This window comes from Parerythrobacter jejuensis, assembly GCF_039536765.1.
GTDB classification, from domain to species: Bacteria; Pseudomonadota; Alphaproteobacteria; order Sphingomonadales; family Sphingomonadaceae; genus Parerythrobacter; species Parerythrobacter jejuensis.
In genome coordinates, this window is the sequence record NZ_BAAAZF010000001.1 from 2,184,350 (window position 1) to 2,210,990 (window position 26,641).

Genomic DNA, 26,641 nt, shown 5'->3' on the forward strand with positions numbered 1-26,641 from the left:
ACAAGGGTAACGCCCGGCTGGTCACTCATGGCCGATCATCCAACGACAGCAGAGGATGATCTGATGACAAAATTGTTTCGTAACCCCGTCGCACTGGCGCTTGGCGCCGCCCTTATCACTCCGGTTCTTGTGACCCCGGCGATGGCCGGCTCCGGCCAGCAAGAAATTGTGGTCTCGCCCAGCAGCGCGATGGAAGAATGGCGTGCTGATGTGAGCCGCGATCTTGGTCGCAATCTGGTCCTCGCTGAGCGCTGGGCCAAGCACAATCCCGATAGCGGCATTGTGCAAGTGCGCTTCCAGCTCGATGCCAAGGGCCGCCCGGCCAATATGCAGACCTATCGCAGCTCCGGCTCGGTCAGCACTGATCGCGCCGCTCGGTGGGCGGTTCGGCGGCTGAGTGATCTCGACCAAGGTCCGGCGCAGGCTTCGGCTGGGCAGGTGTTTCAGGCCAATATCATCTTTGCCGATAGCGCCGCGCAGAAGGCACATTATGCAGAGAAGCTGGCCTATATCGAGCGCCGCCGTCTCGCCAGCGCCGCCGCCGAACGCGGAGTGATCGCGCTCGGTTCCTGACCTCATTCCAACAGGCACCATGGTTGGTGGTGCCTATCCCCGGGCATCGCCGCCAGTCACCTCCAAGTGACCGGCGGCGATGTTGCGTCTGATATCCGTCATTTTGTCAACTTGCCCGGCATGGCCAGTTCGGCCATGTGATCCGGGCAACCGGCCCGAAGCTGCCGGAACACAGAATGAAACGGGAAAGGACTGCACGGCATGCCCGAAACAACGGCCAATGGAATCTCCATTCATTACGAGGATCACGGCGACAAGAATGCGCCGCCAATGCTGCTGATCATGGGGTTCGGTGCGCAGCTGACCCTGTGGCCGGATGAACTGGTGGACGAGCTGGTCGGCCACGGCTTTCGCGTCATCCGGTATGACAATCGCGACATCGGCCTCAGCCACAAGTTTGACGGGGTCAAGGCGCCCGGACTGATCAAGATGACCCTGCTCGGGAAGCTCGGGATCACGCCCAAGGTGCCCTACACGCTGTCCGACATGGCCGATGACGGGGCCGGGCTGCTGGAGGCGCTGGAGATTCCGCGGGCGCATATCGTCGGTGGCAGCATGGGCGGGATGATTGCCCAGCATGTCGCGGCCAAACATGCCGACAAGACAATGTCGCTGACCTCGATTTTCTCGACCACCGGCCACCCCAAACTGCCAGCTGCCAAGCCAGAAGCGCTCAAGGCGCTGGTGACCCGGCCCAAGAGCATAGATGAGGAAGCGCTGGTCGAACACGGCATGTTCCTGTCGCGCACGATCGGGAGCCCGGGCTATCCGGCGGATGCGGATCGTTTGCGCGAACGGGTTACGGCGAGCGTGCGCCGCAGCGTCTATCCGGAGGGGCCGACCCGGCACTTGTCCGCGATTGTGGCTGACGGCGACCGGCGCGAGATGATCAAGAACATTACCGCGCCAACGCTCGTCCTGCATGGAGAGGCGGATCCGCTGGTCCCGGTCGAGGGTGGCCATGACACGGCCGCCCATATTCCCGGCGCGAAGATCAAGACCTTCCCCGGTTGGGGCCATGACCTGCCCGAGGAACTGATCAAGCCGATCGCAGCGGAGATGGCCGAGCACGCCAAGGCAGCGCAGGGCTAGGGACGGGCTTTCTATTCGGTTTCTTGCGGGGCGGCTGCGGGCTTGGCGAGCGCGCGCCGCCGTGCTTCCACCTTTCCGTGGACATAGCCCCACCACACGGCGTTGAAGGCCACCGATGACCAGAAGAATGTCGGCCGCACCCAGCCGGGCAGATCTGGCAAAGGGATGAAGCGGGCATAGATCGCGATTCCCGCCCAGAACCAGATTGCGGCTGCGATCACGATCATGCGTTCGTGCTTCAATCCGATCGTGATTGCGCGTTCCAGCATGGTGTCTTCCTTGCAGTTCAAACGGTTGGTTTGGATTCGAAAATTGCGTCGCTCGATTCGAATGATTCAAAAGGCCCGCAGAGGAATTTTGCCCGACAAAATTTTTTCACGGATTCATTTTTGGGCTTGCACAAGCCAGCAGTCCAGCTTTCTCCACGCGTCGCGGCGTTGCAACAGGCTAACACACCGAGTCCCGGAACGCGGTTTTGCCATTTATTCCTTGTTTACCCTCTTGCGCGCGAGTCCAGTCTGATTCAGTATCTAGTGGTTCGCATCGGTCGCGGACCCCAAAACCTAGTGAGATCGGCCCGCCAGCGCGGATTCCCGCGTAAGGGGAGGAGTCGGTCAGCTCGCAGGCCTCGGGGGACAAGATTGTGGGTGAACGGGGGACAGTCAGGGGACAGCAAAACCCATCACGACTGACACCATGTCATAGGCCGGGAGCTCGGAAGAAGGCTCTCGACGCGGCAGAACGAATGTGGAACAAAGGGCGGCCCGCGAGTCGCCCTTAAGAATGAAAGAGCGGGGCGAGAGAATGGATTTCAAGGCAGGGGACGACACGGCCATGGGCGCAGATGTGGTAGATACCGCGGAGACCGTCGCCGACGCGCCCGAATCGAAAGCGAAGAAGGACAAGGCTGTCAGCATGGACAAGCAGGACGCAGGATCCGAAGAGCTGGTCGCGACCGCAGCTGCAGGCGCCATGGCGGAAGCCGTGAAGACCGCCGCAACGCCGCAGGAAGACAGCAAGAAGGTCAACGACCGCCGCTTCGAAATCACCATTGATGAATCGCGCGATGCCAATCTGACCGAATTCGGCAAGGAAACGCTGATCGATCGCTACCTGCTTCCGGGCGAGAAATTTCAAGACCTGTTCGCGCGCGTGGCCGATGCCTATGCCGACGATCAGGAACACGCCCAGCGCCTGTATGATTACATTTCCCGGCTGTGGTTCATGCCGGCCACGCCGGTCCTTTCCAACGGGGGCACCAGCCGGGGCCTGCCGATCAGCTGCTATCTCAATTCGGTTTCGGACAGCCTCAACGGGATTGTCGATACCTGGAACGAGAATGTCTGGCTGGCGTCCAAGGGCGGCGGCATCGGCACCTATTGGGGTCAGGTGCGCGGCATTGGCGAGCCGGTCGGCCTGAACGGCAAGACCAGCGGCATCATTCCCTTCGTGCGCGTGATGGACAGTTTGACGCTGGCGATTTCACAAGGCTCGCTGCGGCGCGGCTCGGCGGCCTGCTATATCGATGTGCACCATCCGGAGATCGAAGAATTCCTCGAAATCCGCAAGCCATCGGGCGATTTCAACCGCAAGGCTCTGAACCTGCACCACGGCGTGCTGCTGACCGATGAATTTATGGAAGCTGTTCGCGCAGGCGAAGAGTTCAATCTCATCTCGCCGAAAACAGGCGAAGTGCGCAGCACGGTCGATGCCCGTAGCCTGTTCCAGAAGCTGGTCGAAACGCGCCTTGCCACGGGTGAGCCCTATATCGTGTTCTCCGACACTGTGAATCGCATGATGCCCAAGCATCACCGCGATCTGGGCCTGAAGGTCTCGACCTCCAACCTGTGTTCGGAAATCACCCTGCCAACCGGTGTCGACCATCTCGGCAATGACCGCACGGCAGTCTGCTGCCTGTCGTCGCTCAACCTTGAAAAATGGGACGAGTGGAAAGACGAGAAAGGCTTTGTCGAAGACGTCCTGCGCTTCCTCGATAATGTCCTGCAGGATTATATCGACCGCGCGCCGGACGATATGGCGCGTGCCAAATATTCCGCCAGCCGCGAACGCAGTGTCGGCATGGGCGTGATGGGCTTCCACTCCTTCCTCCAGAGCAAGAACCTGCCGCTGGAAGGGCCGATGGCCAAGGCGTGGAACGAGAAGATGTTCAAGTACATCCATTCCAAGGCGAACGAAGCCAGCATGGTTCTCGCCAAGGAACGCGGCCCCTGCCCGGATGCCGAAGAAATGGGCGCGATGGAGCGCTTCAGCTGCAAGATGGCCATCGCGCCGACCGCGTCGATTTCAATCATCTGTGGCGGTACCAGTGCCTGCATCGAGCCGATCCCGGCCAATATCTACACGCACAAGACGCTGTCGGGCAGCTTCATCGTGAAGAACCCGTATCTGGAAAAGATCCTGCGCAAGAAGAGCAAGGATTCCACCAATGTGTGGAATTCCATCCTCGAGCGTGGCGGTTCGGTCCAGCATCTCGATTTCCTGACCACGGAAGAGAAGGCGACCTTCAAGACCAGCTTTGAAATCGACCAGCGCTACCTGCTCGAATTCGCTGCTGATCGTGCGCCCTATATCGACCAGGCCCAGTCGCTGAACCTGTTCATCCCGGCTGACGTCGACAAGTGGGACCTGATGATGCTGCACTTCCAGGCGTGGGAGAAGGGCATCAAGTCGCTCTATTACCTGCGTTCGAAGAGCGTCCAGCGCGCAGGCTTCGCCGGCGGTGTCGAAGCCGACAACACCAGCGATGCGCCCGAGATCGAACTCAAGGCGGAGCTGGGCGAACAGCAGACCGACTATGAGGAATGTCTCAGCTGCCAGTGAGGATTGTCCGTGGTGTTTGTTGAGCCTGTCCGATTCAAGGACGAGCTCGACGCATTGAGGGACGCGCTGGCAGCGGCAGACCTGCCAGTCGACGATATCGATCAAGCCGGGCGCCAGTTTCTGTTACTGCGAGACGGGGCAGAACGGCTTGGCTTCATCGGCGTTGAAGGTGAGGGACCGGATCGCTTGTTGCGGTCTGCCATCATCTTGCCCGACAAACGTGGCGCGGGTGTCGGCAGCCAGCTTGTCAAAGAGCTTGAGACCTTTGTGCGATCAGACGGGTGCGAGCGACTTCATCTTCTCACCACCACGGCCGAAGCGTTCTTCGCCCGGCTCGGATACAGGGCAAAGGACCGCTCAACCGCGCCGCAAGTAATTGCCGCATCGCGGGAATTCGCCGAGCTGTGTCCCGGAAGCGCGATCTATATGATGAAGACATTCAAGTGACCGCCGTTGCTCACATATCGAACTGGCCTTTTGCGCGATCGCCGAGGGACCCAGTGAGTGGTTCGTCCTCTTGTGGTTTGCATTGTCGTTGATTGCGCTAAGCTGGTGGATCAGGAAAAAGCTCGGGAGGCCCAGGCCATGACACCACATCAGTTTGCGAAGATTGCCGTTGCGAGCACTGCCTTGCTGCTCCTGTCGGCTTGCGCCAGCCAGATTGATGCCGGCGTCGCCAAGGAAGCCGGGTCGCCCGGTTTCTGGTGGGGGCTGTGGCACGGTTTCATCTTCCCGTGGTCTTTCATTGGCTCGCTCTTCAATCCCGATATTGCGGTTTATGCCGTGCCTAATCGCGGCGGATGGTATGATTTTGGCTTCTTCCTCGGCATAACCATGCTGGGTGGCGGCTCGTTCTTCGGATCGAAGAGCAAGAGCTGACGGACCCATAGGGGGGAGAAGGGCATGATTGGAATGATCGGCCTTGTAGCCGGGTTGGCGTTGCTGATCTGGCTGGCATTGCGCGATGTGAATATCATTTTCGCATCGGTCGTGTGCGCGCTGGTGGTGATCGTCACCAACGGCCTGCCCTTCGCCGAAAGCCTGACGCAAAGCTTCACCATCGGGGAATTGGGTGCCTTCACCTTTGCCGGGCGGTTCTTCCTGCTGTTCGCTGCGGGCGCGGTTTTTGGCAAGATCATGGGCGATAGCCATGCAGCGACCAGCATTGCCATGGCGCTGGTGCACAAGCTTGGCGCGCACAGGACATTGTGGATCACAGTGTTGGCCTGTGCTGTTCTGACGTACGGTGGTGTCGTCGTCTTTGTCGTTATCTTCGCGATGTATCCGCTCGGGCTAAGGCTCCTGAAAGAGGCGAATATTCCCAAACGCCTGTTCTGCGGAGCAGCTGCCCTGGGCGCAGGTACTTTCACTCTTACAGCGCTGCCCGGCACGCCATCGATCCATAATGTCATACCTACACTTACGCTGGGGACAGACCTGTTCGCCGCCCCGCTGCTGGGCCTGTTTGGTGGATTCCTGATGTTCGCTTTGGGGATGGCCTATCTCGAGCGGGAGCGGATCAAGGCGCAAGCTGCAGGGGAGGGCTTCGAGCCGGGCCCACGCGATGTGATCCCGGACTTCTCCGAAATCGAGAAAGACGTGCCGCATTGGGCGCTCGCGATCTTTCCGCTGATGCTGGTAATTGCCACGATCCTTGCGCCGCGTCTGGCGCAAATGGCGGGCGTGGGTGAAGGCTCGGCCCTGATTGAATTCGCCACGTCCCAACCAGTGCTGTGGCCCTCGATTGCGCTGATCCTGGCGAGCCTGGTGGCGATTGCGCTGTTCCCGGCAGTGCGCAAGGCTCCGCTCCAGACCATGGGGCTCGGCACGCAAGATGCGATCATGCCGCTGATGGCGACCAGCGCGGTTATCGGTTTCGGGGGTGTGGTGGCGCAGACCAGCGGCTTCGCAGCCTTTACCGATCTGGTAGTGGGCTCGCCCTTGCCGCCCGAATTGTCCATGTTCGCAGCCGCCAGCACGGTTTCCGGTATCACTGGCTCTTCATCGGGCGGTCTGCAGATTTTCATGGCCACATTGGCCGAACCGTATCTCGCACTCGGCATCTCGCCGGAAGAATTGCACCGGCTGGTGGCGATGGCGGCGGGCGGATTCGACTCGCTGCCACATTGCGGCGCGGTGATTGCCATGCTCACCATCACGCAGCTTACGCACAAGCAGGCCTACAAGGAGGTCGGCGTGGTGACAGTGGTGGTGCCGGTAGTCGCGACGCTGGCCACGATTGCGCTGGCCATGGTGACCTGACCTCGCGGCCTAGCTGGCGATACGGTCCACCCGCAGCTCGATCCGTTCCGACACAACCACGCGGTTCCGGCCGGCTTTTTTGGCGCTGTAAAGGGCGCGGTCGGCCCGGGCGGTCAATTCAGCCAGATCCACGGAGGCGCCGGCCCCGGTTGATGCCAGGCCGATGCTGGTGGTGATCGTCTCGCTCGTATCGCTGCGCACATTGATGTCGAGCGCGGCGATCCTGCAGCGCAGCATCTCGCCGAATTTTTCCGCCTCCGCGACCGAGCCACTGCGGAAGGCGCCGATGAATTCCTCGCCGCCAAAGCGTGCAACCAGCCCGTCGACACCGCGGAAGCATTCTTCCAGGCAGCGTGCGACCTGGCGCAGCGCACGGTCACCGGCCTGGTGGCCGTGATCGTCATTGAACCTTTTGAAGTGGTCGAGATCGATCATCATCACCGTGACATCGCCTGCACCCTGCTGCGCCGGATCGGCGAAGGAACTGGCGAATACGCTGCTGAAAGACCGGCGATTGGCGAGCCCGGTCAGCGCGTCACTGTCCGACAATTCGCGTAAGACGCGGATATTCTGTTCCAGCGCGCGATGGGTCAGCCGGTCGCGCAGGCTGTAGAGATAGTTGGTCGTCTTGAGGTCGATATGGCGCGAGGCAACCACATAGGCACCTGCCGCACAGAGGACGGAAAGCAGCGTTTGTTCCAGCACGCCCTGGGGCGGATGGGTGTGGGGCCACTGGCTCATCAGGGTCATCACCGCGATATATACGACCGTAAAGGCGACCAGTTCGCGGCGGCGGAAGGGCAGGATCAGGATGGCAGCACCCAGCAGGAATGTGGTCGACATCAGATAGCGCGCCGCCGTTACCGGTTCGGCGTGGCAGGCAAGATGCGCCACGATCCCGGCGAACAGGATCAACGTTGTCGCGGTGGCGAGCTTCATTTGCTGCACGCTCAACCGGTCCCAGAACAGGATCGCGGCGAGCCCGATCGGCACGACCAGCACAAGCCGCAGGATCGCACCGCGCAGCAGCTGGTCGGGCAGGGCAATCGCATCGAACGCGATCGATACGACCGCCACGATCAGCCCGACGATTTGCAGGAACCGCAACTCGCTTTGGGCGATGCGGCCACGATGGACCTGGTATTCGGCTTTCAGCGCCTCGGGCCAGTCGGCAAAGCGCAACTTCCCGGCCACGGCCGTATCGACCGCTTGCTCCAGCTCGGACGGCTGGGGAGGGGGTACTGGCCCTGTCATTCGGCGCTATTGCGCTCCTTGTAACCGTGCGTGACGAAGGGCCAGCCCGCCTTGCAGCGCGCACGGACCCGGTCGAAAGGCCGTAGTTGCACAAATTGCTTAACGAGCCGTTCGCCCTGTCGCCCGGTGCGCAGCGAGGCAGTCGCGAGCCTTGTCGCCAGGCCGTTTCGCGGCAGTTGCAAATCATGCTACAAAAAGGGGGCGTTTATCCCCCGCCTAAAGGTCAGGCTTGCTATCGAATCACCCATGTGATTCTTATGGTGGCCAATCACGCTGATCCACGGAGACCACAAGATGTCGTTGCTCGAAGCCCGGAAGACCTACAAGCCCTTTGAATACCCATGGGCCTACGACTTCTGGAAACGCCAGCAGCAGATCCACTGGATGCCCGAGGAAGTGCCCTTGGGCGAAGACTGCCGCGACTGGGCCCAGAAGATCTCCGAGCATGAGCGTAACCTGCTCACCCAGATCTTCCGCTTCTTCACCCAGGCCGATGTCGAAGTGCAGGATTGTTACCACGACAAATACGGCCGTGTGTTCAAGCCGACCGAGATCAAGATGATGCTGACCGCCTTCTCCAATATGGAGACGGTGCACATCGCGGCCTACAGCCACCTGCTCGATACGATCGGCATGCCCGAAAGCGAATATTCCGCCTTCCTCGAATATGAGGAAATGAAGGACAAGCACGATTTCCTCCAGATGTTCGGCGTGGACACCGATGAAGATATCGCGCGCACGCTGGCGGCATTCGGCGGCTTCACCGAAGGCATGCAGCTGTTCGCCAGCTTCGCCATGCTGATGAACTTCCCGCGCTTCAACAAGATGAAGGGCATGGGCCAGATCGTCAGCTGGAGTGTGCGCGACGAAAGCCTGCATTGCGAAGGCATCATCAAGCTGTTCCACGAATTCGTACGCGAACGCGATTGCTACACCAAGGCAGTGAAGGAAGACATTATCGACCTGTGCCAGAAATCGGTGCGGCTGGAGGACAACTTCATCGACCTCGCCTTCGAAATGGGCCCGGTTTCCGGGATGACGCCGAAGGAAATCAAGAAATACATCCGCTACATCGCCGACTGGCGCCTGGGCCAGCTGGGCCTGCAGCCGATCTACATGATCGACGAACACCCGCTGCCCTGGCTCGCCCCGCTGCTCAACGGTGTGGAGCACGCCAACTTCTTCGAACAGCGCGCCACCGAATATTCCAAGGGCGCGACCAAGGGCAACTGGCAGGACGTGTGGAGCACCTTCGACAAACGCTCCGGCGCCGGCAAAGCCGCGAACGAGGAAGAGGCGGTGGACGACGGGCCGGATATGTTCGGTGACGAAGCCGGGAGTGTGGCGGCGGAGTGATGCTCCGCAGTTTGGGTCCCTCATCCCGGAGTTCAAAGTGATCCAGCTTCTAATTGATTGAATAGATTAGGAGCCAATTGGTTCTAGCTATAATGCTAGGGTGGCTTTAGCCTGCACTATTAAGTGGGGGTGGTATGTCGCGTGAACTTGCAATCAAAGACGAAGAATTGGCTTGGCGCGAATACGAGAGCGTGCAGGCAGGCATTGGCCGATACGATGAAATCCTTTTCAAAATCCGATCTTGGTGGATCGCCGTCGATGCGGCACTGATCATCGCCTATTTGGGGGCGGATCAGGCTTTGATGAACCAACCGAATGCGACCGGCGCCGAGGAACGTATTTCGCCAGGCTCGCCAGACCTATTGTTTTCAGCCCAAGGGTTCCTGGATGAGATTGCGTTCTTGGCTATCGCCATCGTCGGCTTTTGTTTCTGGTCATTGGACGCATTGAACAAGTCACTGCAGCACGTGCTCATAAATCTTTCAACTGATCTTGAGAGGCTAATTGTCTATTCGCATCCCTATCTCGGCCCTACCAGATCTCACCGCTTCCGGCGGAAGGAGCGGCGCCACATTCGCGACATGCTCCGCCATATGTCAGACCAGTCAATTGCGCCGTTTTATCTCTTCCCGATCTTGGCATCCGGTGCCCTAATTGGTGTGAAGGCGTGGCTCGAGAGTGGCATGAAAATTTCCGTTCTTGCTCTGGCGGTAGTATTCTCGCTTGCCTGCACGTGGGCAATCTACAGATTGATCTACCCAAGAGGAGGGCGCAGTCTCCAATTCATTGTTGTGGCAGGCTTGGCGCTGAGTAGCGTGATCTATGCAGTTCTCTCACTCTTGCCGGTCGAGTTTCTCGATAGCCTTCCGACGATGACAGCAGCTCTGGTGGAGGTTGGCAGCTTCCTCCTGAACCTTGTTTTGCCATCAATCGTATTAGGCGCGGTATGGGCAGTTTGGCATTTCTCTAAAGCGCTGGCTGATCCACTTTCCCGAGCATCCTGGTTCTTTTCGAGCAGGGAATTCAGAAAAGCACTCTGGCGCGAGAATCTTCGTGAATCTCTCGAAGAGTATTTCGATGCAGCTGATTTCAAACTGATCGAAAGCCCAGTATTTGTGACAGGCTACAAAATTGAGTTCCGGGGCCCGGATTGGGCACTCTTCATAGACTACCGAAAGACACGCCCTTTGACTGCTTACCAGGAAATCCGAGGCGCAGTCCTTAAGAAGATGGGCTATCATCCTCTCTGGGTGATTATCGACTCGACGGATGTAGAGTTTGGTGATGATCCACCCGAACACATTTCCAGCCTCCGAGAGTTCCTGCAGAAGAATCTACAAGGGAACCGGCACAAGCTACCCACTGGCCGCTTGGCGATGCTCGACGGTCAGAGGTATTGGCGAAGACTATTCGATCCTCAATACAGCAAGGTATAGGGCACAAAGCGACCGCTGAGTTCCAAGGGCCGAACACCAAATCAATCAATCCCGATCCTTTCGCTCGCACCAAGCCACCGTCGGTCCACCCCAACGCTCTGCCAAACCTTCGCTCACAAGCCTGTCGCCCACGCTCGCCCCGTCGCGTGTGACCACACGGAGCAGGCGGCCGTATTTGTCGCGGTCGCGGCCGTCGGGGTTGGGGGCTAGGGTGAAGGCATCGGCATTGAGCATGGCTTGCAGGCGACGCGTTGCCTTGCTGCCCAAGCGCGCTTCGCGGGCGCAGCCGGGTTTGCTCACTTCTGGCGTGTCGATATCGGCGATGCGGATTTTGTCGCCGCGATACCAGATGGTGTCGCCATCGACGACGCAGGTGATGCGTGGGCCTCTGCCGCAAATCGGGAAAGTTGCCACTTCGCGATCCGGTGCCACGCGGGCAGCGGGCACGGCCAAACTGCTTGGCGGGCCGCCTAATAGGAACACTGCGGTGAAGGCAGCCAATGGCAGCGCGACCAGCAGGATCGGAAACCAATTGATGCGCGTGGCAGGTGCGCGCACGCCGTCGTCGGCGGGGCGCGTCCACCTGGCCCGTTGCCGGAAGGGGGTGACCTTTCCCATGCGCGCGACTGTGGCCGGAATTGATCAAGATCGGGTTTAACGAGCGGGAGTCGTTCGCTTGGACCCTGCGGGCGGGGCGCGTCCGCGCCCCTTGCTGCCTCGCATAAGCTCGGGCGCGCGGTCGCGCTTGCGGTCGGCTGGTCGCCGACCGAACCAGTGCTCTAACTGAGTGACTTGGTCCTCGAGACCGGGCGCGAGCTTACTACCGTGTCGCGGAGCACGGCGCGCTAGCGCCGCAAGCCCGACCGGGCGCCCGCAGCACCGATAGGTGCGAGGATATCGCGCGCCGGAGGGCGTGCGGAAAACGAAAAAGCCGGACGGCCCCCGCCCGCAGGGACACAACAAAAAACCTTCGCCCTAGACCCCGCCCAACAACACCCGCGAATACCAGATATGCAGGGGCCGTACGGCGTACATCAGCGGCGTCTCGGGATTTCTCACGCCGCTGCCGAAATACAAAACCGTCTTGCTCTCACCTGGCTCCACTTTCAGCCAGCTGCTGGTGCGGCCGCGGAAATCGCGCAGCAATATCTCGTCCTCGCGCCGGGCCACTACGTTCCAGGCGGCGAAGCTTTCGCGTTCGCCCTTGGCATGGGCCGCGATGTCGGTGTGGTTGGCGCCTTTGCCGATCAAGGCCAGCAACTTGCGCTCGGGCCAGAAGGCGGGGCTGGAATAGAAGCGGGTAATATAGTCCGGCAGCGCAACCTGCCCCGGCACTTCGGCGGTGAAACAGTCACCATAATCGCCCGGCTCCATATGCTGGGCCAGCAAGCTGTCGGGCGGGAGCGGGGTCGCGGTCACCTTGGCCATGTGCCCATGCTACGCCCCTGGGCGGTTCTCGCCAAGTGCGACGCTTGCAAGCGGTGATGCGCGGCACGGGAGACGGGTTGTCGTGCCCGAACGGCAGTGTATTGTGTAGGCAATACACTTTGGAGAATCCCCGATGTTGACCGCTCTTGCCCTGATGCTCGCCCAACCTGCGGACGAAGCGCCCCCGCCGCCCCCGGCCTCACCACCTTCCATGCCCGTGGGGGAGGCGCTGGAAACGGCGATCGCAGCACGCGATGCGCAACTGTTCGAAGCCGCCTTCGAAGGGTGCGATCCGGACGCTGTCGGCACGATCATCGGGCCGGATTTCACCATGCTGCACGATCTGGGCGGGTTGGCTGTCCCATCGAGCGAAGCCTTCGTGGCGAGCCTGCAGGAGCAATGCGATGCGCGCCTGCCGGGTGGGCGCAACGCAGGCTACAAGAACCGGCGCGAGGTCGTGCCGGGATCGCGCATTGTCCGCCGATTGGGCGATTGGGGGGCGCTGGAAGAGGCCAACCACATCTTCTTCGAATGGCGCGCGGGCAAGGCGGAAGACGGCGCGCCCTCATCAGGCCATTGGGAGCTGGTCGGCGGCGCGCGCTATATGCATGCGTGGAAGTGGGAGCCTGGAGCCGATGGCGGCCAGGGCGCATTCAAGCTCGAACGCAGCTATTCCTACGATCACGGTGCCGTGCGGAGCGCAGGCGCGCCGGGCTAGGTTCTGGCGGCTGTCCTACACGGGCCGGGCTGTGGCACGGTGGCGCGATGTCTCTACGGCCCGTTGTCTGTCTTGCTAGCGCCTTGATTCCGGGGCGGATTGCAGGGCGCGGATTTTGCCCCAGGACAGTGTTCCATGTGTTCCATCGTGTAGGGTTTGTGCGCCGATATGACGGGCGCCTAGAGGCCCGGGATCGGATGGCGCGGCCGGGTCAGCCACGGCATCAGGCCGAACAGCACCTGTCCGGCAAAGCCAAGAACGCCTGGCATCTGCACCAGACTGTGGAGCCAATCGCGCGGGCTCTCTCCGGGCAGCGCCGCTGTCAGTGTCAGTTCCGCCGCCATCAGAACGGCAAAGGCAAGCGCCCCCATGGCCAGCGTTTCGCCCGTGCCGCGCAGGGTATAGCGGTGGGTGATCCAGCGTGCAGCGAGAGAGCTGGCGAGCACCATCAGCGGCACTTCGACCAGCACCACAGCCTCCTCGCCAAAGCGGGGCCCGAACCACAGCACACGCGCGGTCCCCAGCGCGAAGCCAAGGCCGAAGATCAGCGCCCAATAGAGAAGCGCGGGGCGGACAATGCGGTCAATCACCCGCTTACTATAGCACAAGGTTCGCGCCCAAATTTGATCTGGCGCAAAGCGGTCTGCCAGCGCGGCGCTAGAATAGGGTCAATCGACACGGATCAAGGAAAGGGCCTCTTATGTCGCAACACACACCGCACGAACTGACCAACATCTTCAAACGTGACCGCGCGCTTATGACCACCCTCAAACAGGAAGACGCGCATTACGCCCGCCTGGCTGACGAGTATCACGAGGTGAACCGCGAAGTGCACCGGATCGAGGCCGAGACCGAAGCTGCGAGCGACGAACGTACCGAGGCGCTGAAGAAGAAGCGGCTTGGCCTGCTCGATGACATCACCGTGATCATCGACAAGGCCCGCGCTGGCTAGTCGTGACCCCATGGCGCAGGCGGTGCATCCGCCGCTTGCGTCAGGTCAAATTCGACGCGGAAGAACCGCTCTTCGGGCGCCCCGCCCGCAATTGTGCGCTGGAGCTGGTAAGCGAATGTAGCGCCTTCGGTGCCTGCGGGGTCAACCGCAACGGTCCAGACATTGGTAACCGAGGCGTCGAGCCCTTCGGTTTCGAACATGGCGATGCTCTCTGCATCGACCGGGAAGCTCTGGGTCTTCGCGGTGCCGCTTTCTGCGGTGTCGCCGCCATACATGGTGACAGTGTCGCTCTTGCCATCGGCATGGCGATGGTCATGCTTGAGCCGCAGGCCACCGGCATCATTGCGGGTGAGGACCCAGGTGCGCGACCGGTTCCAGCCATCCACCACTTCGCCGACGCCTTCGATGTGGAAGGGAATGGCGATCCGTTCATCGCTGCATTCACGCACATGCATCACCATGGCTGCGCCCTGCATGTCGGTGTCTGCTGCATCGTCGCTGACCAGCTGGCCGGCAAAGGCCTTGCCACAATGCGAAGAAAGGGCCTGCCAGAACTTGTCTTGCGCCGTGGGGGGGAGGTCAATTTCCGGAGCAGGTGCGGAACATGCGGCGAGCGCAAGGAACGGGAGAGTTATGCGAAAGATCATGGATCCCAGAGTGGCAGCTTGTTCGCCCGGAGCCAAGGTCTCGCTATTCACACCAGTCGGATCGGGGGAAACCCCAGCCGCTTTCGCGTGCCAGGCCACGCGCGATCAGGGTCTCGCCAAGCTCTTCGTCGCCGCGACGGATGCTTCGAAGCTCGCGGCCATATTGATCGTAGGGAGGAGCATCACCGCCGCTCCATTCGAATGGCCCCTGCGCCAACCAGTCGTGCAGGGCCGACCGCGCGATACGGGCTGCTTCCCGTTCGGCGTCGCAGGCGCCGTCAAGTTCCGGCGCATCAAAGCCCGTCAGCCGGACACGCCTTTTCCCGATGGCGATCGTATCTCCGTCAACCACACAACCTGCCGCCCCGCGCGTCCCGCAGATCGGAAGGTCGAGGCGGACCTCTTGCCATTCCTGCACGGGCATCAATCGGTCGCGGGCGAACCAGATCCCGGCAGCGATTAGGGCGATGACCAGCCACCATCCGGCCTTGCGCAGGCGGGCGCGCCAGCGCCTTTTGCGGGTCCAGCGGGCATCGAAACGGAGCGGGCGCGACATGCGCTGGATGTTAGCAGCGCAACACGGCTTAGCACCATCCTTGGCGCGATCCGGTCCACGGTCTGGCGAGGCCTTGATCGACCAGTCGGGCGCCCAGATTGATCGGGCCACGATGGATGGTCCGCAGCAATCTGTTGTAGCGATCGCGATCGCGCGCGCCGCGTTGCAATGTGAAGGCGCCCGCACTCAGCAAGCCCTGTAAGGCGCGCGTTGCGGCTTTACCCAGACGCTTCTCCTGTTCACAGCGGGGCCGGCTTACTTCCGGCGTGTCGATATCCGCGATCCGGATCTTGTTACCGTCCAGCCAGAATGTGTCGCCATCGACAATGCAGGTGACGCGTGGGCCTGAGCCGCAGATCGGAATTGGCGCGCTGAAGGTAGCTGTACTGGCCGGTGCTGGGGATGGGGACAGGAGCAAGACAAGGAATGCGCACGAGAAGGCGGCAGGCAATAGAGCGGATTTGGGCATGCATAAGCGGTAAGCCGATTGGCCTGCCCGAAGATTGCAGACATCCTCGGAGCCGGAACAATCAACCAGGTATTTTCACGCAAGCACCTACCTTTTGAGCAGGATGCTGCGCGTAGTTGGGCACCGGCCAAGATACCTTCGAATTGGATGCAATCGCAGCCGGTTTCTCTGCCCTCAGGCGACATTGTACCTTATTGTAACCTTGTCACTCGGCATGGCGAACCTGCGGCTGCCATCCATATAAGGAGAGAGACATGGCGAATGACAATCTGAAAGCGTTCCTCAAGGTTGCAGGCGGTCTTGCACTGGCCGCCCCGGCATTGACGGCATGCGATGCGATCTGCGGGGCATGCGGTGCATGTTCGGCCTATGGCTGTAGTGCTTGCGGCGCGGATAAAGGCGGTTGCGGTGCCGCCAAGGCTGGTGCCTGTGGCGCAGCCGGCTGTGGAGCTGACAAGGCCGCAGGCGATGCGATGGAAGGCGAGTCCATGGACGAAGCCATGGATAAGACAGAAGCCATGGCGGACGATGCCGCAGGCTGACGCCATCACAACGGACCGGTCGCGGGCGGCGCTGTTGGCGTTGAGCGCGGACATGGCGGCGGAGGGGGCGATGCTGATCCAGCGCGTCCTCCCCGCCGCGCCGGACGCATACCGGCAGTGGGAACACTATCCCGAAGGTGACGCGATTGATCCTGACAGTCGCGCGCGCTGGTTCTATCATGCGCATCCGCCCGAACAGCGAGCGGAGGGTGAGCATGGCCACTTTCACGTCTTCCTGCCGCTCTCGGCCTTTGACGGCGTCGAGCCGTTATTCCTTCCCAAGAAAGAAGATGCGGTCAAAGTCGTCCATGTCGCAGGGCTCAATTTCGATTGCGACGGTCTGCCGACGAGCTGGATGACTGTGAACCAGTGGGTCACCGATGAATATGTGATGCCGGCAGAGGCCATTATTGACCGGCTGGATCATCTGGTTTTGGACCGGGCTGGTGAAAAGGCCGGGATGGAAAAGGTCGGGCAATGGCTCACTCTGGCGCTCCGCAGTTGCCGTATCGATATCGCGGCCATCTTGCGCGAGCGCGACGCGCGTCTTGCTGCAATTGATCCGCGCGATACCGACCACGAAATCTTGAGCGCCCGGCGCTTCTCGCTCGACTAGCCGGCAGCAATGCGCCGGGCGCGCAATTCCCTACTTCTTGACCTTCTTCTCGACATATTCCGCGAAGTCCTTGGAATAAGCGTCACGCAATTCAAGCTTTGCGGCTTCAATCATGCTTTCGTCCTTGGGCGGAAATTCCTCGAGTGGATTTTTCACCTGCCCCCTGCCCTTATTGACTATCGTGTCGCCATCGGCCTCACGAAAAACCCAGCCGGTAAAGAGGTTGGATCCATACATCATCGCTTTGTGATAGAAGATGTGCGTGGTGATCAGTTCGGCATAGCAGGGATTCGTCGAATCTGTCAGCCGCTCGCCCCTCTTGATTTTCTTGTTCGTCGCCTTGACCTGTGCCTTGAGCTCCGGATTTCCTTTCAGGTCTTCATTCCACGGTGTCGGATCGTGAATGACAACGCGGTAATCGTCGGACAGGCCGAGCCGATCATGCAGGCCAAGCTTTTCAAGCTCGGTCAGCTGCACTTCAGGGCCGAGATAGTCGCGCATCAGATCCTTGACCGTGGTGACCTTGTCTTTGTTCGCTGCCTGATCTGCCAGTGCACCGACGATTCCAAAGCCACTCAGAAGGCCCATCTTGACGCCAAGATAATTCTCGGTCGGCCAGATGTGCAATTCGCAGCTGCCCTCCGTGCGGTTTGCAAAGGGGCTGGTAGGCGCGCTCTGCTCGACGGCCGCTTCCATCGTGGCCGCAGCACTCTCCGCCGCCGCTTCGATTGTAGTGGTCTCTTCCCTGGGGGCCGGTTCTGCGTCCTGCGCCACAACGGGTAGATGCATGGTGAGAGCCAGGGCGGTAGCGCCCAGGCCAAAGTGTTCAAACTTCATCGGATTTGCGTCCCTATCCGTTGATCCCAAGTGCATCCTGTACAAAGCCGGACCAGGGTCAAGGCCAACCCATGATTTCTTCCCATCGGCGCGTTGCGTGTCTAAGCGGGGCAAAACCTACCGGCTTCTTGAGCGGAAATTCTAGCGGGCAAACGCATATGACGGGTGACAACAATACATTGGCCAAGGCCGAAGTGCTGATTGAGGCGCTGCCTTATTTCCAGCGCTACGCCGGGCGGACCTTCGTGGTGAAATATGGCGGCCATGCGATGGGCGATCCCGCCGCCGCGCGCGACTTTGCCGAGGATATCGTCTTGCTCAAGGCCGTCGGGATCAATCCGGTGGTGGTGCATGGCGGTGGCCCGCAGATCGGTGCCATGCTGGAACGACTGGGCGTCGAAAGCACTTTCGTCGATGGCCTGCGTGTAACCGACAAGGCGACTGCTGAAGTCGCCGAGATGGTCTTGTCTGGGGCGATCAACAAAGAGCTGGTCAGCTGGATCGCAAAGGCGGGTGGCAAGGCCATGGGCGTTTCCGGCAAGGATGGCGGCCTGGTTACCGCGACCAAGGTGGAACGGACCAGTCGCGACCCGGAAAGCAATATAGAACGGGTGCTGGACCTGGGCTTCGTCGGCGAGCCGACCCATGTCGACACCACCATTATCGATACGGCCAACGCCGCCGGAATGATTCCGGTGATTGCCCCGATCGGGGCGGGCGAAGACGGGCATACTTACAATATTAATGCCGATACGATGGCCGGGGCGATTGCTGCCGCCTTGGGCGCAGCCCGGCTGTTCCTGCTCACCGATGTGCAGGGCGTGCTGGACAAGCAAGGCGGATTGCTGACCGATCTTAACCCGTCCAAGATCGCGGCGTTGAAAGAGGATGGCACGATCCAGGGCGGGATGATCCCTAAACTGGAAACCTGTGTCCATGCTGTCGAGGCGGGGTGTGAAGCGGCTGTGGTTCTCGATGGCCGGGTGCCTCACGCAATGTTGCTGGAATTCTTTACCGCCCGCGGTGCCGGTACCCTGATCAGCGCCGACACCTAGCAGAACGCATCCATGCGTATTATGTTGTTGATACACCCCGCCCGTCTCGGATAGACTATCGCCAAGACTGCTCCACATTTCCGCAAGAGAGGTATGCCCCCTTGTTCCTTTACACCCTGATCCAGATTATCGAGCTGCTGACCAATGTTCTGGTTATGCTGGTCATCGTGCAATTCGTGATCGGCCTGTTGCTGGCATTCAATGTGATCAACACCAGCAATGACTTCGTCCTGGCGATCTATCGCTCGATCAATTCCTTGCTCGAGCCTGTGTTGGGCCCGATCCGGCGGATCCTGCCGGGGACCGGTTCGATTGACTTTTCCCCGCTGGTGCTGATCATTCTGCTGCAAGTCATGTTGATCGTCCTGACGAATGTCGCCATTGCGGCGCAATGACCGCACAGATTATCGACGGAAAAGCCTTCGCCGCGCAATTGCGCGAGAAGGTCGGCGCTCTCGCCGCTGATTTCGCTGAAAAAACCGGCCGCAAGGCCGGTCTCGCCGTCGTGTTGGTAGGGGATGATCCTGCCAGCCAGGTCTATGTCCGCAGCAAGGGCAAGGCGACCATTGCGGCCAATATGGAAAGCTTCGAACATAAGCTGGCAGGGGATACCACGCAGGAGCAGCTCGAGGCCCTGGTCGACAAGCTGAACCGAGACCCTGCGGTTGATGGCATCCTGGTCCAATTGCCCCTCCCGTCGCATCTGGACGAACAAGCGGTTGTCGATCGCATTTCCCCAGCCAAGGATGTCGACGGGCTCACGCCTGTCAGCACGGGTCGGCTGGCACTGGGTCTTGAAGGGCTTGTCCCGTGTACGCCGCTTGGCAGTCTGATGCTGCTCAAGCAAATCCATGGTGACCTGAGCGGTATGGACGCGGTGGTCGTTGGCCGCTCGATCCTGGTGGGAAAACCAATGGCGCAATTGCTGCTGGCCGAGAATTGCACGGTCACTATTGCCCACAGCCGGACGCGCAATCTCGCCGAGATCGTGCGCGGTGCGGATATTGTCGTGGCTGCGGTAGGGCGTGCCGAGATGGTTCAGGCCGACTGGATCAAGCAAGGCGCAACAGTGATCGATGTCGGGATCAACCGGCTCCCACCTGAAGAAGGCAAGGAAAAAGGGCGTCTGGTCGGCGATGTTGCCTTTGGCAGTGCCAGCGAAGTGGCCGGAGCAATTACGCCTGTGCCAGGAGGCGTTGGGCCGATGACGATTGCAGTCTTGCTGCGCAATACCCTCGTTGCCGCCCATCGCATCGAATCGATCGATCTTCCGGAAGGTGCCCTGTGAGACGCGCGCTTGCCATGACGCTGGCTCTGGCCGTGGCTGCGTGTGCCAGTCAGCCCAACGGTCCGCGTGGACCGCGCATCGCGCCCGGGGCCAACCCCAGCGCTGTGGTGACCACCGAACTGGCCTTCGCTCGCACGGTGCGCGAAGAAGGCTTTGCCAAGGCCTATCGCGAATTTGCCACCGATAGTGCAGTGATTTTTGACGAGACAGGTCCGCGACAAGTCCGTGATTGGCTGGACGGGCAATCCGGCGATATCGGTACGATGAGTTGGGACCCGAAACGTATCCTGATGAGCTGTGATGGATCGGTCGCAGCCAGTCTGGGCACTTTCGATCATCCGCTCGGCCTTACTGGCACCTACACTACCATCTGGCAGCGCCAGGCCAATGGCGACTATCGCATCCTGATCGACTTCCCTTCGCCTGGTGAAGAGTGGAGCGGCTTGGAAGACATCATCGAAACCCATGTTGCAGAATGCGATGCCAGCACTCCTGATGCACGTGCGCGCAGCTATTCGCCTGTTTACGCCGAGATGGATCGCGATGCGACTGCGATGAATGTGCAATCGGTCTCGGGTATCTCGCAGGACACATCCTTTGCATGGTTTGCCGGCCATGCCTCACCATCCGATCGCGGCGTCATGCTCTCCGTCTTTGTCGATGGCGCCTGGAAGACATTCATGGGCCAGCGGCTGGAAGCGACTGACCCCAATGATCCGGGAATCGAAGAATGACCGAACTGTTCATATCGGCTTTCATCACCCTGTTTGTGGTGATCGATCCGCCAGGATGCGCGCCGATCTATGCCGGGCTGACCAAGGGTGCACCACCGGCGCAGGCCCGCAATATGGCGATCCGCGCAAGCGTTATTGCTGCCATTATACTGTTGGGCTTTGCACTGTTCGGCGAACAATTGCTGGGCGCTCTGCATATACAGCTCGACAGTTTCCGTATCGCGGGCGGTCTGATGCTGTTCTGGATCGCGTTCGAAATGGTGTTCGAGAAACGGACCCAGCGGCGAGAGGAACGGGCAGAAAAGGTCGCTGCGACCGAGATCGACGACGTTTCGGTCTTCCCCATGGCGATGCCGATGCTGGCGGGTCCCGGCGCGATTGCTGCGATCATGCTGTTGCAGAACGAGGCGACGGGCACGGAAGAGACCTTGGTGGTCCTCGCTGCCCTAGGCGCTGTGCTACTGCTGACCATGTTCGCGCTGATCGCTGCAGGACCGCTGATCCGGCTGCTGGGGGACCGGGTTGAGGCCGTGATTACCCGTCTGCTCGGCGTGCTCCTCGCAGCGCTAGCCGCGCAATATGTGATCGACGGGCTGAAAGGCAGCTTCGGCGTCTAGGTCAGCGCCAGCGCGATGCCGCCAGCGCTTCCCAGAGCCGTCGCAAGCGTGCCGAAGGCGCCCATTGCGCGCATACCGGCAAAGGCTTTGCGACCGCCGGTAAGGTCTTCCCCATGCGAGCCGGCGAGAGAAGAGAAGCCGACCGCATGGAGAACGCGTGCGACCGCGAACAGGATACACAAGACATAGACCAGCGTCGTCTGGCCGGTCAGGATCTCGAGCAGGGCAAGGACAACTACAAACAACCCTGAGTTTTCCGCCAGATTGCCATGGCGGCGCACCTTACGCTCCAGATCCTTGTTGCCCTCATGGCCGATAAACTGGCCTTTGCCGCGTTGCAGGCCGACGGTGAGCATCAGGATCACCTGCAGGATAATGATAAAGGCGCCCAGTGCGGCAGCGTAAATCGGCATGTTCATGGGTGTTCTCCCGAGGGGGCTTCAAGACGAAGGGGACTGCCAATAAGAGCAAGTGATGCGTTGCCTGCATCGCGAACGGGTCCTGCATCGGCGGCCAGGCGGGCCGACACAAAGGCCCCATGCAGCAATTGCATCAAGGCGCGTGCCAGGCTGTGGGCGCTCCAGCCCTCCGCAGCCTGGGTATCGATCACATCAAGCGCGATTTCGCGAAAATGATCCTCGACAGCGGCAAAGACTTTGGCTGCTTCCTTGCGGACATTGGGCAATTCGTAGCCGAGTTCGAGCACGAGGCCGGTGACCGGGCAGCCGAGGATGTCGTGCATCTCGCCAAGCTGCGCCTCATGCGCGCAAACGGTGGCGTGGTAGAATTGATAGAGGCGCGCGTCCGGCTCGCTCGTATCCGCAAATATGGAACCGAACAGACCTTCAACGATCCGCCGGCCATGCTCTCTGGTCACGTCCAGCGCGAGCGCGGCCTTGTCCGGGAAGTAGCGGTAGATCGTGGCCTTGTTGACGCCGCTGGTTTCGGCGATCTCGTCCACCGATACACCGTGATAGCTGCGTTTCCAAAAGAGGGCAGCCGCTGTATCCAGAATGCGCTGACGGGTGGCAGCGGCTTTGGGGGAGAGGGTGGTTGCCTGAAGCATAACCAACCGGTTAGTTTCTTTTCCCGATGCCGTAAATCAACTCACTGTCGCATTCGGGTTGAACAGGCTGCGCGCAGAACAGATGCGCCGGGCCTACTGCAAGGTCACGCGATCATCGTCGCCGTCGCGCCGCCCGAAGAAATACATCAGCTGGATGAGCAATTCGCATCGCGCAGCAATGTCGGGGGCCTCCAGCAAGGCCTGCTTCGATGCCGGATCGAACGGAGCGATCTGTGATACTGAATTGATCAGCGACTGGTCATCCAGTCGCGCAACCGATTCCCAATCAACGCTGTACCCCTGAGCATCTGCGAATTTGCGCGCCTCGCGTTCGAAACCGGCTCGCTCGACATTGCTCAACACCTGATCCCCGTCCTCCGGGATCAGCTCCGCGTCGACCTGCCGGAAGGCCGTCGGCACTTCCAGCTCTTCGGTTACCCTGAAGCGGCTCACGCCTTCGAGGATCAGGTTGTAACGGCCATCATCCAGAGCCTCGACTTCGCCGATCTTGCCCAGGCATCCGACTTTGTAGAGGGGGCCACCTTCGCGCGCTTCGAGCGGCTGGATCATCGCAATCTTCCGGTCGCGGGCCAGTGCATCGCCCACCAGCGCGCGATAGCGTGGCTCGAAAATATGCAGGGGCAGCTGCAATTCCGGGAACAGGATCGCTCCGGAGAGGGGAAAGATTGAAAGCCGCATCGTGCTCGCGCCGGTCAGCCGAACAGGATCTTGGACAGGCGACGACGCGTCGACACAACCCACTCGTCCTCGAGGCCGACCGCTTCAAAGATCTGGAGCAGCTTGGTGCGGGCAGCGCCCTCGTTCCATTCCTTGTCAGTCTCTACCATGGCGAGCAACTCGTTTGCCGCGTCGTCTCGCTGGCCGGCGGAGAATGCCGCCTCGGCATAGGCGAACCGGGCCTCCATATCGCCCGGATTGCTGGCAGCACTCGCTTTGAGGCCTGCAAGCTCGCTATCGTCGACTTGGTTGGATGCCAATTCCAATGCGGCCCTGGCCCGCTCGATCGCAGGGTCCTTGGCAATGTCTTCGGGCATCTGCGCCAGCATCGCCGTGGCCTCATCAGTGTGGCCGGCCTCGATCAGCGAGCGCAAATAGCCTGAAGCTGCCACTGCGCTGGTTGGGTCCATATCCAGAACCTGCTTGAATATTCCGGCCGCACGATCGGCATCGCCATCGCTCAGTACCTGCTCACCCATGGCGACAAACTGGGCGACCTCTTCGGCGGACGGCCCCGATGGCTCGCCCCCTTCCAGCGGCAGTTTTTCCAGCAGCTGGTCAAGGACCTCCTTGATCTGCGATTCGGTGCGCGCGCTGGAAAGGTCGGCAACAGGCTGGCCCTGGAACATGGCATAGATGGTCGGGATCGATTTGACCTGGAATTGCGACGCGATGAATTGTTCTTCATCGACATTGACCTTTTCCAGGATCACGCCCTTCTCGGCATATTCAGCCGCAACCTTTTCCAGAGTCGGGGTCAATGCTTTGCATGGTCCGCACCATTCAGCCCAGAAGTCCAGGATCACCAGCTTGCTCATGGACGGTTCGACCACTTTCGAGCGGAACCGGTCGACTGCCTTTTGTTCGTCGAGATTGAGACCCATGCTGGCCAATTGTATTCCCCTGAATTGCGTGGATAGTTGCGACTCGTAAGAGGCCCAATGTGGGCTTTTTCGTGCGTTTGTGAAGGGTGTGGCACAAATCGCATTTTCCGCTTGCGAGGGCTACGATGCGCTGCTAATCGCCCGCCTCCCCACCGACATGACCTTATGTCGGGGAGCGTCAGTGAGCGGGCGTAGCTCAGGGGTAGAGCACAACCTTGCCAAGGTTGGGGTCGGGCGTTCGAATCGCCTCGCCCGCTCCATTTTCCTTCATCGACATTTGTCCGGTTCAAACATCCGCTGGTCGGATTTCCGCTTGCGTTGCGAGTCTGACCGTGCTTTTGGGCGCCCAAGTTATGTTACTACGTATCATTTAGCGTCGAGGGCGATCCGCGCCCGCTTGCTGCGCCCGATGATCATGTCTCGAAATGGAGCTTCTGCCTGATGTCGCCTATTCGTTACCGGCCCTTGCTGTCCGTATCCGCGCTTGCCGTCGCCCTCGCAAGCCAGCCTGCCATTGCCCAGGATGCTCCACCGGCTGAAACCGCTAGTGAAAGGCCGGACGACGATCTTCACAATCGGCGCAATGATGAATCGAAAGAGATCGTCGTAACCGCCGCCGGCCTGACCCAGCTCGATGTGCTCGCCGGTACGTCTGTGCTGGAGGGCTTTGAACTCCAGCGCTCGCTGGAGGGCAATATCGGTGAAACGCTGGTCAAACTCCCGGGCGTGAGCGCCAGCGGGTTTGCCCCGGGCTCTTCGCGCCCCGTTTTGCGCGGGTTCCAGGGGGAGCGTGTGCGCGTCTTGATCGACGGGCTCGGCGCGATCGACGTTTCCAACACCTCCGTGGATCATGCGGTGACGATTGATCCGCTCACCGCAGAGCGGATTGATGTCCTGCGCGGCCCTGCTGTGCTGCTCTATGGCAGTTCTGCTATCGGCGGTGCGATCAATGTCATCGACAAACGCATTCCGCGCCGGATGCCTGACGAAGCGATCCATATTGACGGGATTATCCGCGGCGACACCGCAATGGATACACGCGAAGGCGGTCTCTCGATTGACCTGCCCGCCGGTCCGAATTTCGCCTTCCACGTCGATGGCTCCTACCGCAAGACCAACGATCTCGAGATCGCCGGCTTCGCGATTGGCCCTGAACTACGCGCCGACCTGCTCGGCGACGCAGCCGAAGAGGAAGCCGAGGGCGAACTGGAAGAAGCCGAAGAGCTGCGCGAGGCTGCCAACCAGACTGGCATTCTGCCCAACTCCGCCACCGAGACCTGGACGGCCAATGCCGGCGTGACGTTCTTTTCGGGTGACAGCAATCTGGGCCTCGCGGTTGGCTGGTACGACACGAATTATGGCGTTCCCGGTAATCCGGAGGGCGGCCATCACCATGGTGATGATGAAGAAGGCGAAGAGGAAGAGGGCGGCGAGGAAGGCGAAGAAATTGTCACCATCGATCTGCGCCAGTTCCGTGCCGACCTGCGCGGCGAGCTCGACCTCGGCGACGGCTTCTTTGACACACTCGTAACCCGTGCCGGGTTCAGCGATTATACCCATACGGAATTCGAAGGCGATGAAGTCGGCACCGTGTTCGAAGTGCAAGGCTTCGAAGCGCGTGCCGAGCTGGTCCAGAACCGCAAGAACGGCTGGGGCGGCGGCAGCGGCATCCAGTACTACTTCCGCGATTTCGACGCCTTCGGTGCAGAGGCCTACGTGCCCAAGAACCGGACCGAGCAAATCGCCTTGTTCACTCTACAGGAATTCGATTTCAGCGGCCTGCACCTGGAGTTCGCTGCGCGGTATGAGAACACCGATATCGATTCGACGGTTGTCGATTTCGAGCGCAGCTTTGACACGTTCTCCGGCGCGGTAAGCCTGGCGAAAGAAACCGAGAGCGGCTTCCGCTTCGGGATCAACGCCAACCGCGCAGAACGTGCGCCAAGCGCGGAAGAGCTCCTTTCCAACGGTCCGCATATCGCGACCCAGGCATTCGAAATCGGGGACCCCAACCTTTCGACCGAGAGCGCATGGGGCGTAGAGCTGTTTGCCCGGGGCAAGATCGGCGGCGCGACTGTGAGCGTGGCGGCATTCCACAACTGGTTCGACGACTACATCTATCTCCAGGAAACCGGCCTGGAAGAAGATGAATTGCCAGTGTTCGTGTATCTTCAGGATGACGCGACCTATTGGGGCTTCGAAGGCGAAATCCAGATCCCTATCATCGATAGTGGGCCATTCCGCCTGCTGACGGATCTGCGCGCCGAGTATATCAAGGCAGAGCTCGACGATAATACCCCGCTGCCACGCATCCCGCCACTCAGCCTGCTGGGCGCATTGGAAGCGGATTTCGAGCAGTTCAACGTGCGCGGCGAAGTGCAGTGGTTTGACGACCAGACCAGCGTATCGCCGTTCGAATCCCAGACGGACAGCTTCACGCTGGTCAATGCATCGGTCGCCTGGCGTCCGATCTCGGGCGACAAGTCGGTCACGGTGCTGCTGAAGGCGGAGAATATCTTCGATGTCACCGGACGCCGGCATGCCAGTTTTACCAAGGACTTCGTTCCGCTTGCCGGTCGCAATATCCAGGCCAGCGTGCGTTTCAGCTTTTAGCAGGAAGGGCCTTGGCAGAGGCTGATCGGGCCTCTGTCGGTCTTGGCTGGCCAAAGATGCGATGCCG

General features: G+C 60.5%; 31 protein-coding genes and 1 tRNA gene. 19 read left to right on the plus strand and 13 right to left on the minus strand.

Annotated features, from left to right (window positions below):
- The first annotated feature begins 63 nt into the window (after window positions 1-63).
- Window positions 64-573 carry an energy transducer TonB family protein gene (locus tag ABD653_RS10770; RefSeq protein WP_160778678.1) on the plus strand — a complete coding sequence of 170 codons (510 nt, stop codon included), beginning with the start codon at window positions 64-66 and terminating at the stop codon, window positions 571-573.
- Between the two features lie 201 nt (window positions 574-774).
- Entirely contained in the window at window positions 775-1,665 is an 891-nt protein-coding gene (locus tag ABD653_RS10775; RefSeq protein ID WP_160778679.1) for an alpha/beta fold hydrolase, read from the plus strand.
- 11 nt (window positions 1,666-1,676) lie between these two features.
- Here the strand turns inward: ABD653_RS10775 and ABD653_RS10780 are convergent, their stop codons facing one another.
- Complete coding sequence (locus tag ABD653_RS10780) at window positions 1,677-1,934, minus strand: hypothetical protein (RefSeq protein ID WP_160778680.1); 258 nt, start codon at window positions 1,932-1,934, stop codon at window positions 1,677-1,679.
- A 535-nt stretch (window positions 1,935-2,469) separates the two neighbouring features.
- Between ABD653_RS10780 and ABD653_RS10785 the strand changes: the two genes are divergently transcribed.
- From ABD653_RS10785 to ABD653_RS10800, 4 genes are all read left to right on the plus strand, one after another.
- Complete coding sequence (locus ABD653_RS10785) at window positions 2,470-4,506, plus strand: ribonucleoside-diphosphate reductase subunit alpha (protein WP_160778681.1); 2,037 nt, start codon at window positions 2,470-2,472, stop codon at window positions 4,504-4,506.
- Between the two features lie 12 nt (window positions 4,507-4,518).
- The gene (arsN2, locus tag ABD653_RS10790; RefSeq protein ID WP_325065377.1) at window positions 4,519-4,953 is read left to right on the plus strand and encodes an arsenic resistance N-acetyltransferase ArsN2; all 435 of its coding nucleotides are present in this window, start codon (window positions 4,519-4,521) and stop codon (window positions 4,951-4,953) included.
- A 138-nt stretch (window positions 4,954-5,091) separates the two neighbouring features.
- Window positions 5,092-5,385: a hypothetical protein gene (locus tag ABD653_RS10795; protein ID WP_160778683.1), complete on the plus strand. Its 294-nt coding sequence runs from the start codon at window positions 5,092-5,094 to the stop codon at window positions 5,383-5,385.
- A gap of 24 nt (window positions 5,386-5,409) precedes the next feature.
- On the plus strand, window positions 5,410-6,768 hold the full coding sequence (locus tag ABD653_RS10800) for a GntP family permease (RefSeq protein ID WP_160778684.1): 1,359 nt from the start codon (window positions 5,410-5,412) through the stop codon (window positions 6,766-6,768).
- Between the two features lie 9 nt (window positions 6,769-6,777).
- On the opposite strand, the gene ABD653_RS10805 is transcribed toward ABD653_RS10800, so the two are convergent.
- Window positions 6,778-8,022: a GGDEF domain-containing protein gene (locus ABD653_RS10805; protein WP_160778685.1), complete on the minus strand. Its 1,245-nt coding sequence runs from the start codon at window positions 8,020-8,022 to the stop codon at window positions 6,778-6,780.
- 294 nt (window positions 8,023-8,316) lie between these two features.
- Between ABD653_RS10805 and ABD653_RS10810 the strand changes: the two genes are divergently transcribed.
- Both ABD653_RS10810 and ABD653_RS10815 read left to right on the plus strand, forming a co-directional pair.
- A complete protein-coding gene (locus tag ABD653_RS10810) occupies window positions 8,317-9,378 on the plus strand; it encodes a ribonucleotide-diphosphate reductase subunit beta (protein ID WP_160778686.1) in 1,062 nt (353 codons plus the stop codon).
- Window positions 9,379-9,512: 134 nt separating this feature from the next.
- Window positions 9,513-10,814: an iron ABC transporter permease gene (locus ABD653_RS10815; RefSeq protein ID WP_160778687.1), complete on the plus strand. Its 1,302-nt coding sequence runs from the start codon at window positions 9,513-9,515 to the stop codon at window positions 10,812-10,814.
- Window positions 10,815-10,859: 45 nt separating this feature from the next.
- Here ABD653_RS10815 and ABD653_RS10820 read toward each other — a convergent pair whose 3' ends face one another.
- Entirely contained in the window at window positions 10,860-11,432 is a 573-nt protein-coding gene (locus tag ABD653_RS10820) for a thermonuclease family protein (protein WP_160778688.1), read from the minus strand.
- Window positions 11,433-11,789: 357 nt separating this feature from the next.
- Complete coding sequence (locus tag ABD653_RS10825; protein WP_160778689.1) at window positions 11,790-12,242, minus strand: hypothetical protein; 453 nt, start codon at window positions 12,240-12,242, stop codon at window positions 11,790-11,792.
- A gap of 133 nt (window positions 12,243-12,375) precedes the next feature.
- Here ABD653_RS10825 and ABD653_RS10830 point away from each other — a divergent pair, with 133 nt between their 5' ends.
- Window positions 12,376-12,960 (plus strand): DUF4440 domain-containing protein, encoded by a 585-nt coding sequence (locus tag ABD653_RS10830; RefSeq protein ID WP_160778690.1) that lies wholly within the window; start codon window positions 12,376-12,378, stop codon window positions 12,958-12,960.
- A 179-nt stretch (window positions 12,961-13,139) separates the two neighbouring features.
- Here ABD653_RS10830 and ABD653_RS10835 read toward each other — a convergent pair whose 3' ends face one another.
- Window positions 13,140-13,550 (minus strand): hypothetical protein, encoded by a 411-nt coding sequence (locus tag ABD653_RS10835; protein WP_344705401.1) that lies wholly within the window; start codon window positions 13,548-13,550, stop codon window positions 13,140-13,142.
- Between the two features lie 110 nt (window positions 13,551-13,660).
- On the opposite strand from ABD653_RS10835, the gene ABD653_RS10840 reads away from it, so the two are divergent.
- A complete protein-coding gene (locus ABD653_RS10840; protein ID WP_160778692.1) occupies window positions 13,661-13,912 on the plus strand; it encodes an HP1242/YdcH family protein in 252 nt (83 codons plus the stop codon).
- On the opposite strand, the gene ABD653_RS10845 is transcribed toward ABD653_RS10840, so the two are convergent.
- The 3 genes from ABD653_RS10845 to ABD653_RS10855 are packed head-to-tail and all read right to left on the minus strand — an operon-like array spanning window position 13,909 to window position 15,584.
- Window positions 13,909-14,559, minus strand: a complete 651-nt coding sequence (locus tag ABD653_RS10845; RefSeq protein WP_160778693.1) for a hypothetical protein — start codon at window positions 14,557-14,559, stop codon at window positions 13,909-13,911. The two genes, ABD653_RS10840 and ABD653_RS10845, sit on opposite strands and share 4 nt — an antisense overlap.
- 43 nt (window positions 14,560-14,602) lie before the next feature.
- Entirely contained in the window at window positions 14,603-15,115 is a 513-nt protein-coding gene (locus ABD653_RS10850) for a thermonuclease family protein (RefSeq protein WP_160778694.1), read from the minus strand.
- Window positions 15,116-15,143: 28 nt separating this feature from the next.
- On the minus strand, window positions 15,144-15,584 hold the full coding sequence (locus ABD653_RS10855) for a thermonuclease family protein (protein ID WP_160778695.1): 441 nt from the start codon (window positions 15,582-15,584) through the stop codon (window positions 15,144-15,146).
- Between the two features lie 254 nt (window positions 15,585-15,838).
- Between ABD653_RS10855 and ABD653_RS10860 the strand changes: the two genes are divergently transcribed.
- Window positions 15,839-16,126: a hypothetical protein gene (locus ABD653_RS10860; RefSeq protein WP_160778696.1), complete on the plus strand. Its 288-nt coding sequence runs from the start codon at window positions 15,839-15,841 to the stop codon at window positions 16,124-16,126.
- Entirely contained in the window at window positions 16,113-16,742 is a 630-nt protein-coding gene (locus ABD653_RS10865) for a DUF6969 family protein (protein ID WP_160778697.1), read from the plus strand. The genes ABD653_RS10860 and ABD653_RS10865 overlap by 14 nt, the downstream gene beginning before the upstream one ends.
- Before the next feature lie 30 nt (window positions 16,743-16,772).
- On the opposite strand, the gene ABD653_RS10870 is transcribed toward ABD653_RS10865, so the two are convergent.
- Entirely contained in the window at window positions 16,773-17,579 is an 807-nt protein-coding gene (locus ABD653_RS10870; protein ID WP_160778698.1) for a hypothetical protein, read from the minus strand.
- Between the two features lie 158 nt (window positions 17,580-17,737).
- Between ABD653_RS10870 and argB the strand changes: the two genes are divergently transcribed.
- From argB to ABD653_RS10895, 5 genes are all read left to right on the plus strand, one after another.
- Window positions 17,738-18,634, plus strand: coding sequence for an acetylglutamate kinase (gene argB / locus ABD653_RS10875; RefSeq protein WP_160778699.1), 897 nt, complete (start codon window positions 17,738-17,740; stop codon window positions 18,632-18,634).
- A 101-nt stretch (window positions 18,635-18,735) separates the two neighbouring features.
- Window positions 18,736-19,029, plus strand: coding sequence for a YggT family protein (locus ABD653_RS10880; protein WP_160778700.1), 294 nt, complete (start codon window positions 18,736-18,738; stop codon window positions 19,027-19,029).
- Window positions 19,026-19,922 (plus strand): bifunctional methylenetetrahydrofolate dehydrogenase/methenyltetrahydrofolate cyclohydrolase FolD, encoded by an 897-nt coding sequence (gene folD, locus ABD653_RS10885; RefSeq protein WP_160778701.1) that lies wholly within the window; start codon window positions 19,026-19,028, stop codon window positions 19,920-19,922. The genes ABD653_RS10880 and folD overlap by 4 nt, the downstream gene beginning before the upstream one ends.
- Window positions 19,919-20,656 (plus strand): hypothetical protein, encoded by a 738-nt coding sequence (locus ABD653_RS10890; protein ID WP_160778702.1) that lies wholly within the window; start codon window positions 19,919-19,921, stop codon window positions 20,654-20,656. The genes folD and ABD653_RS10890 overlap by 4 nt, the downstream gene beginning before the upstream one ends.
- On the plus strand, window positions 20,653-21,273 hold the full coding sequence (locus tag ABD653_RS10895) for a MarC family protein (RefSeq protein ID WP_160778703.1): 621 nt from the start codon (window positions 20,653-20,655) through the stop codon (window positions 21,271-21,273). The genes ABD653_RS10890 and ABD653_RS10895 overlap by 4 nt, the downstream gene beginning before the upstream one ends.
- On the opposite strand, the gene ABD653_RS10900 is transcribed toward ABD653_RS10895, so the two are convergent.
- The 4 genes from ABD653_RS10900 to ABD653_RS10915 form a co-directional block, all read right to left on the minus strand.
- Window positions 21,270-21,692, minus strand: a complete 423-nt coding sequence (locus ABD653_RS10900; protein WP_160778704.1) for an MAPEG family protein — start codon at window positions 21,690-21,692, stop codon at window positions 21,270-21,272. The two genes, ABD653_RS10895 and ABD653_RS10900, sit on opposite strands and share 4 nt — an antisense overlap.
- Window positions 21,689-22,339 carry a TetR/AcrR family transcriptional regulator gene (locus ABD653_RS10905; RefSeq protein WP_160778705.1) on the minus strand — a complete coding sequence of 217 codons (651 nt, stop codon included), beginning with the start codon at window positions 22,337-22,339 and terminating at the stop codon, window positions 21,689-21,691. Before ABD653_RS10905 ends, ABD653_RS10900 begins: the two co-directional genes overlap by 4 nt.
- A 93-nt stretch (window positions 22,340-22,432) precedes the next feature.
- The gene (locus tag ABD653_RS10910; protein ID WP_160778706.1) at window positions 22,433-23,038 is read right to left on the minus strand and encodes an LON peptidase substrate-binding domain-containing protein; all 606 of its coding nucleotides are present in this window, start codon (window positions 23,036-23,038) and stop codon (window positions 22,433-22,435) included.
- A gap of 14 nt (window positions 23,039-23,052) precedes the next feature.
- The gene (locus ABD653_RS10915) at window positions 23,053-23,961 is read right to left on the minus strand and encodes a tetratricopeptide repeat protein (RefSeq protein WP_160780351.1); all 909 of its coding nucleotides are present in this window, start codon (window positions 23,959-23,961) and stop codon (window positions 23,053-23,055) included.
- Window positions 23,962-24,146: 185 nt separating this feature from the next.
- On the opposite strand from ABD653_RS10915, the gene ABD653_RS10920 reads away from it, so the two are divergent.
- Window positions 24,147-24,221 (plus strand) — tRNA-Gly (locus tag ABD653_RS10920).
- Between the two features lie 181 nt (window positions 24,222-24,402).
- Window positions 24,403-26,574 (plus strand): TonB-dependent receptor, encoded by a 2,172-nt coding sequence (locus tag ABD653_RS10925; RefSeq protein ID WP_160778707.1) that lies wholly within the window; start codon window positions 24,403-24,405, stop codon window positions 26,572-26,574.
- Window positions 26,575-26,641: the final 67 nt, after the last annotated feature.

What these genes read in the sequence shown, in the direction of transcription:
- ABD653_RS10865 (WP_160778697.1), top strand. Translation starts at nt 16,113, where the DNA reads ATGCCGCAGGCTGACGCCATCACAACGGACCGGTCGCGGGCGGCGCTG.
- ABD653_RS10925 (WP_160778707.1), top strand. Translation starts at nt 24,403, where the DNA reads ATGTCGCCTATTCGTTACCGGCCCTTGCTGTCCGTATCCGCGCTTGCC.
- ABD653_RS10845 (WP_160778693.1), bottom strand. Translation starts at nt 14,559, where the DNA reads ATGATCTTTCGCATAACTCTCCCGTTCCTTGCGCTCGCCGCATGTTCC.
- ABD653_RS10860 (WP_160778696.1), top strand. Translation starts at nt 15,839, where the DNA reads ATGGCGAATGACAATCTGAAAGCGTTCCTCAAGGTTGCAGGCGGTCTT.
- ABD653_RS10830 (WP_160778690.1), top strand. Translation starts at nt 12,376, where the DNA reads ATGTTGACCGCTCTTGCCCTGATGCTCGCCCAACCTGCGGACGAAGCG.
- ABD653_RS10905 (WP_160778705.1), bottom strand. Translation starts at nt 22,339, where the DNA reads ATGCTTCAGGCAACCACCCTCTCCCCCAAAGCCGCTGCCACCCGTCAG.
- ABD653_RS10795 (WP_160778683.1), top strand. Translation starts at nt 5,092, where the DNA reads ATGACACCACATCAGTTTGCGAAGATTGCCGTTGCGAGCACTGCCTTG.
- ABD653_RS10825 (WP_160778689.1), bottom strand. Translation starts at nt 12,242, where the DNA reads ATGGCCAAGGTGACCGCGACCCCGCTCCCGCCCGACAGCTTGCTGGCC.
- ABD653_RS10850 (WP_160778694.1), bottom strand. Translation starts at nt 15,115, where the DNA reads ATGTCGCGCCCGCTCCGTTTCGATGCCCGCTGGACCCGCAAAAGGCGC.
- ABD653_RS10800 (WP_160778684.1), top strand. Translation starts at nt 5,410, where the DNA reads ATGATTGGAATGATCGGCCTTGTAGCCGGGTTGGCGTTGCTGATCTGG.
- ABD653_RS10785 (WP_160778681.1), top strand. Translation starts at nt 2,470, where the DNA reads ATGGATTTCAAGGCAGGGGACGACACGGCCATGGGCGCAGATGTGGTA.
- ABD653_RS10815 (WP_160778687.1), top strand. Translation starts at nt 9,513, where the DNA reads ATGTCGCGTGAACTTGCAATCAAAGACGAAGAATTGGCTTGGCGCGAA.
- ABD653_RS10775 (WP_160778679.1), top strand. Translation starts at nt 775, where the DNA reads ATGCCCGAAACAACGGCCAATGGAATCTCCATTCATTACGAGGATCAC.
- folD (WP_160778701.1), top strand. Translation starts at nt 19,026, where the DNA reads ATGACCGCACAGATTATCGACGGAAAAGCCTTCGCCGCGCAATTGCGC.
- ABD653_RS10870 (WP_160778698.1), bottom strand. Translation starts at nt 17,579, where the DNA reads ATGAAGTTTGAACACTTTGGCCTGGGCGCTACCGCCCTGGCTCTCACC.
- ABD653_RS10780 (WP_160778680.1), bottom strand. Translation starts at nt 1,934, where the DNA reads ATGCTGGAACGCGCAATCACGATCGGATTGAAGCACGAACGCATGATC.
- ABD653_RS10840 (WP_160778692.1), top strand. Translation starts at nt 13,661, where the DNA reads ATGTCGCAACACACACCGCACGAACTGACCAACATCTTCAAACGTGAC.
- ABD653_RS10770 (WP_160778678.1), top strand. Translation starts at nt 64, where the DNA reads ATGACAAAATTGTTTCGTAACCCCGTCGCACTGGCGCTTGGCGCCGCC.
- ABD653_RS10915 (WP_160780351.1), bottom strand. Translation starts at nt 23,961, where the DNA reads ATGGGTCTCAATCTCGACGAACAAAAGGCAGTCGACCGGTTCCGCTCG.
- ABD653_RS10855 (WP_160778695.1), bottom strand. Translation starts at nt 15,584, where the DNA reads ATGCCCAAATCCGCTCTATTGCCTGCCGCCTTCTCGTGCGCATTCCTT.
- ABD653_RS10910 (WP_160778706.1), bottom strand. Translation starts at nt 23,038, where the DNA reads ATGCGGCTTTCAATCTTTCCCCTCTCCGGAGCGATCCTGTTCCCGGAA.
- ABD653_RS10805 (WP_160778685.1), bottom strand. Translation starts at nt 8,022, where the DNA reads ATGACAGGGCCAGTACCCCCTCCCCAGCCGTCCGAGCTGGAGCAAGCG.
- ABD653_RS10895 (WP_160778703.1), top strand. Translation starts at nt 20,653, where the DNA reads ATGACCGAACTGTTCATATCGGCTTTCATCACCCTGTTTGTGGTGATC.
- argB (WP_160778699.1), top strand. Translation starts at nt 17,738, where the DNA reads ATGACGGGTGACAACAATACATTGGCCAAGGCCGAAGTGCTGATTGAG.
- ABD653_RS10820 (WP_160778688.1), bottom strand. Translation starts at nt 11,432, where the DNA reads ATGGGAAAGGTCACCCCCTTCCGGCAACGGGCCAGGTGGACGCGCCCC.
- ABD653_RS10810 (WP_160778686.1), top strand. Translation starts at nt 8,317, where the DNA reads ATGTCGTTGCTCGAAGCCCGGAAGACCTACAAGCCCTTTGAATACCCA.
- ABD653_RS10900 (WP_160778704.1), bottom strand. Translation starts at nt 21,692, where the DNA reads ATGAACATGCCGATTTACGCTGCCGCACTGGGCGCCTTTATCATTATC.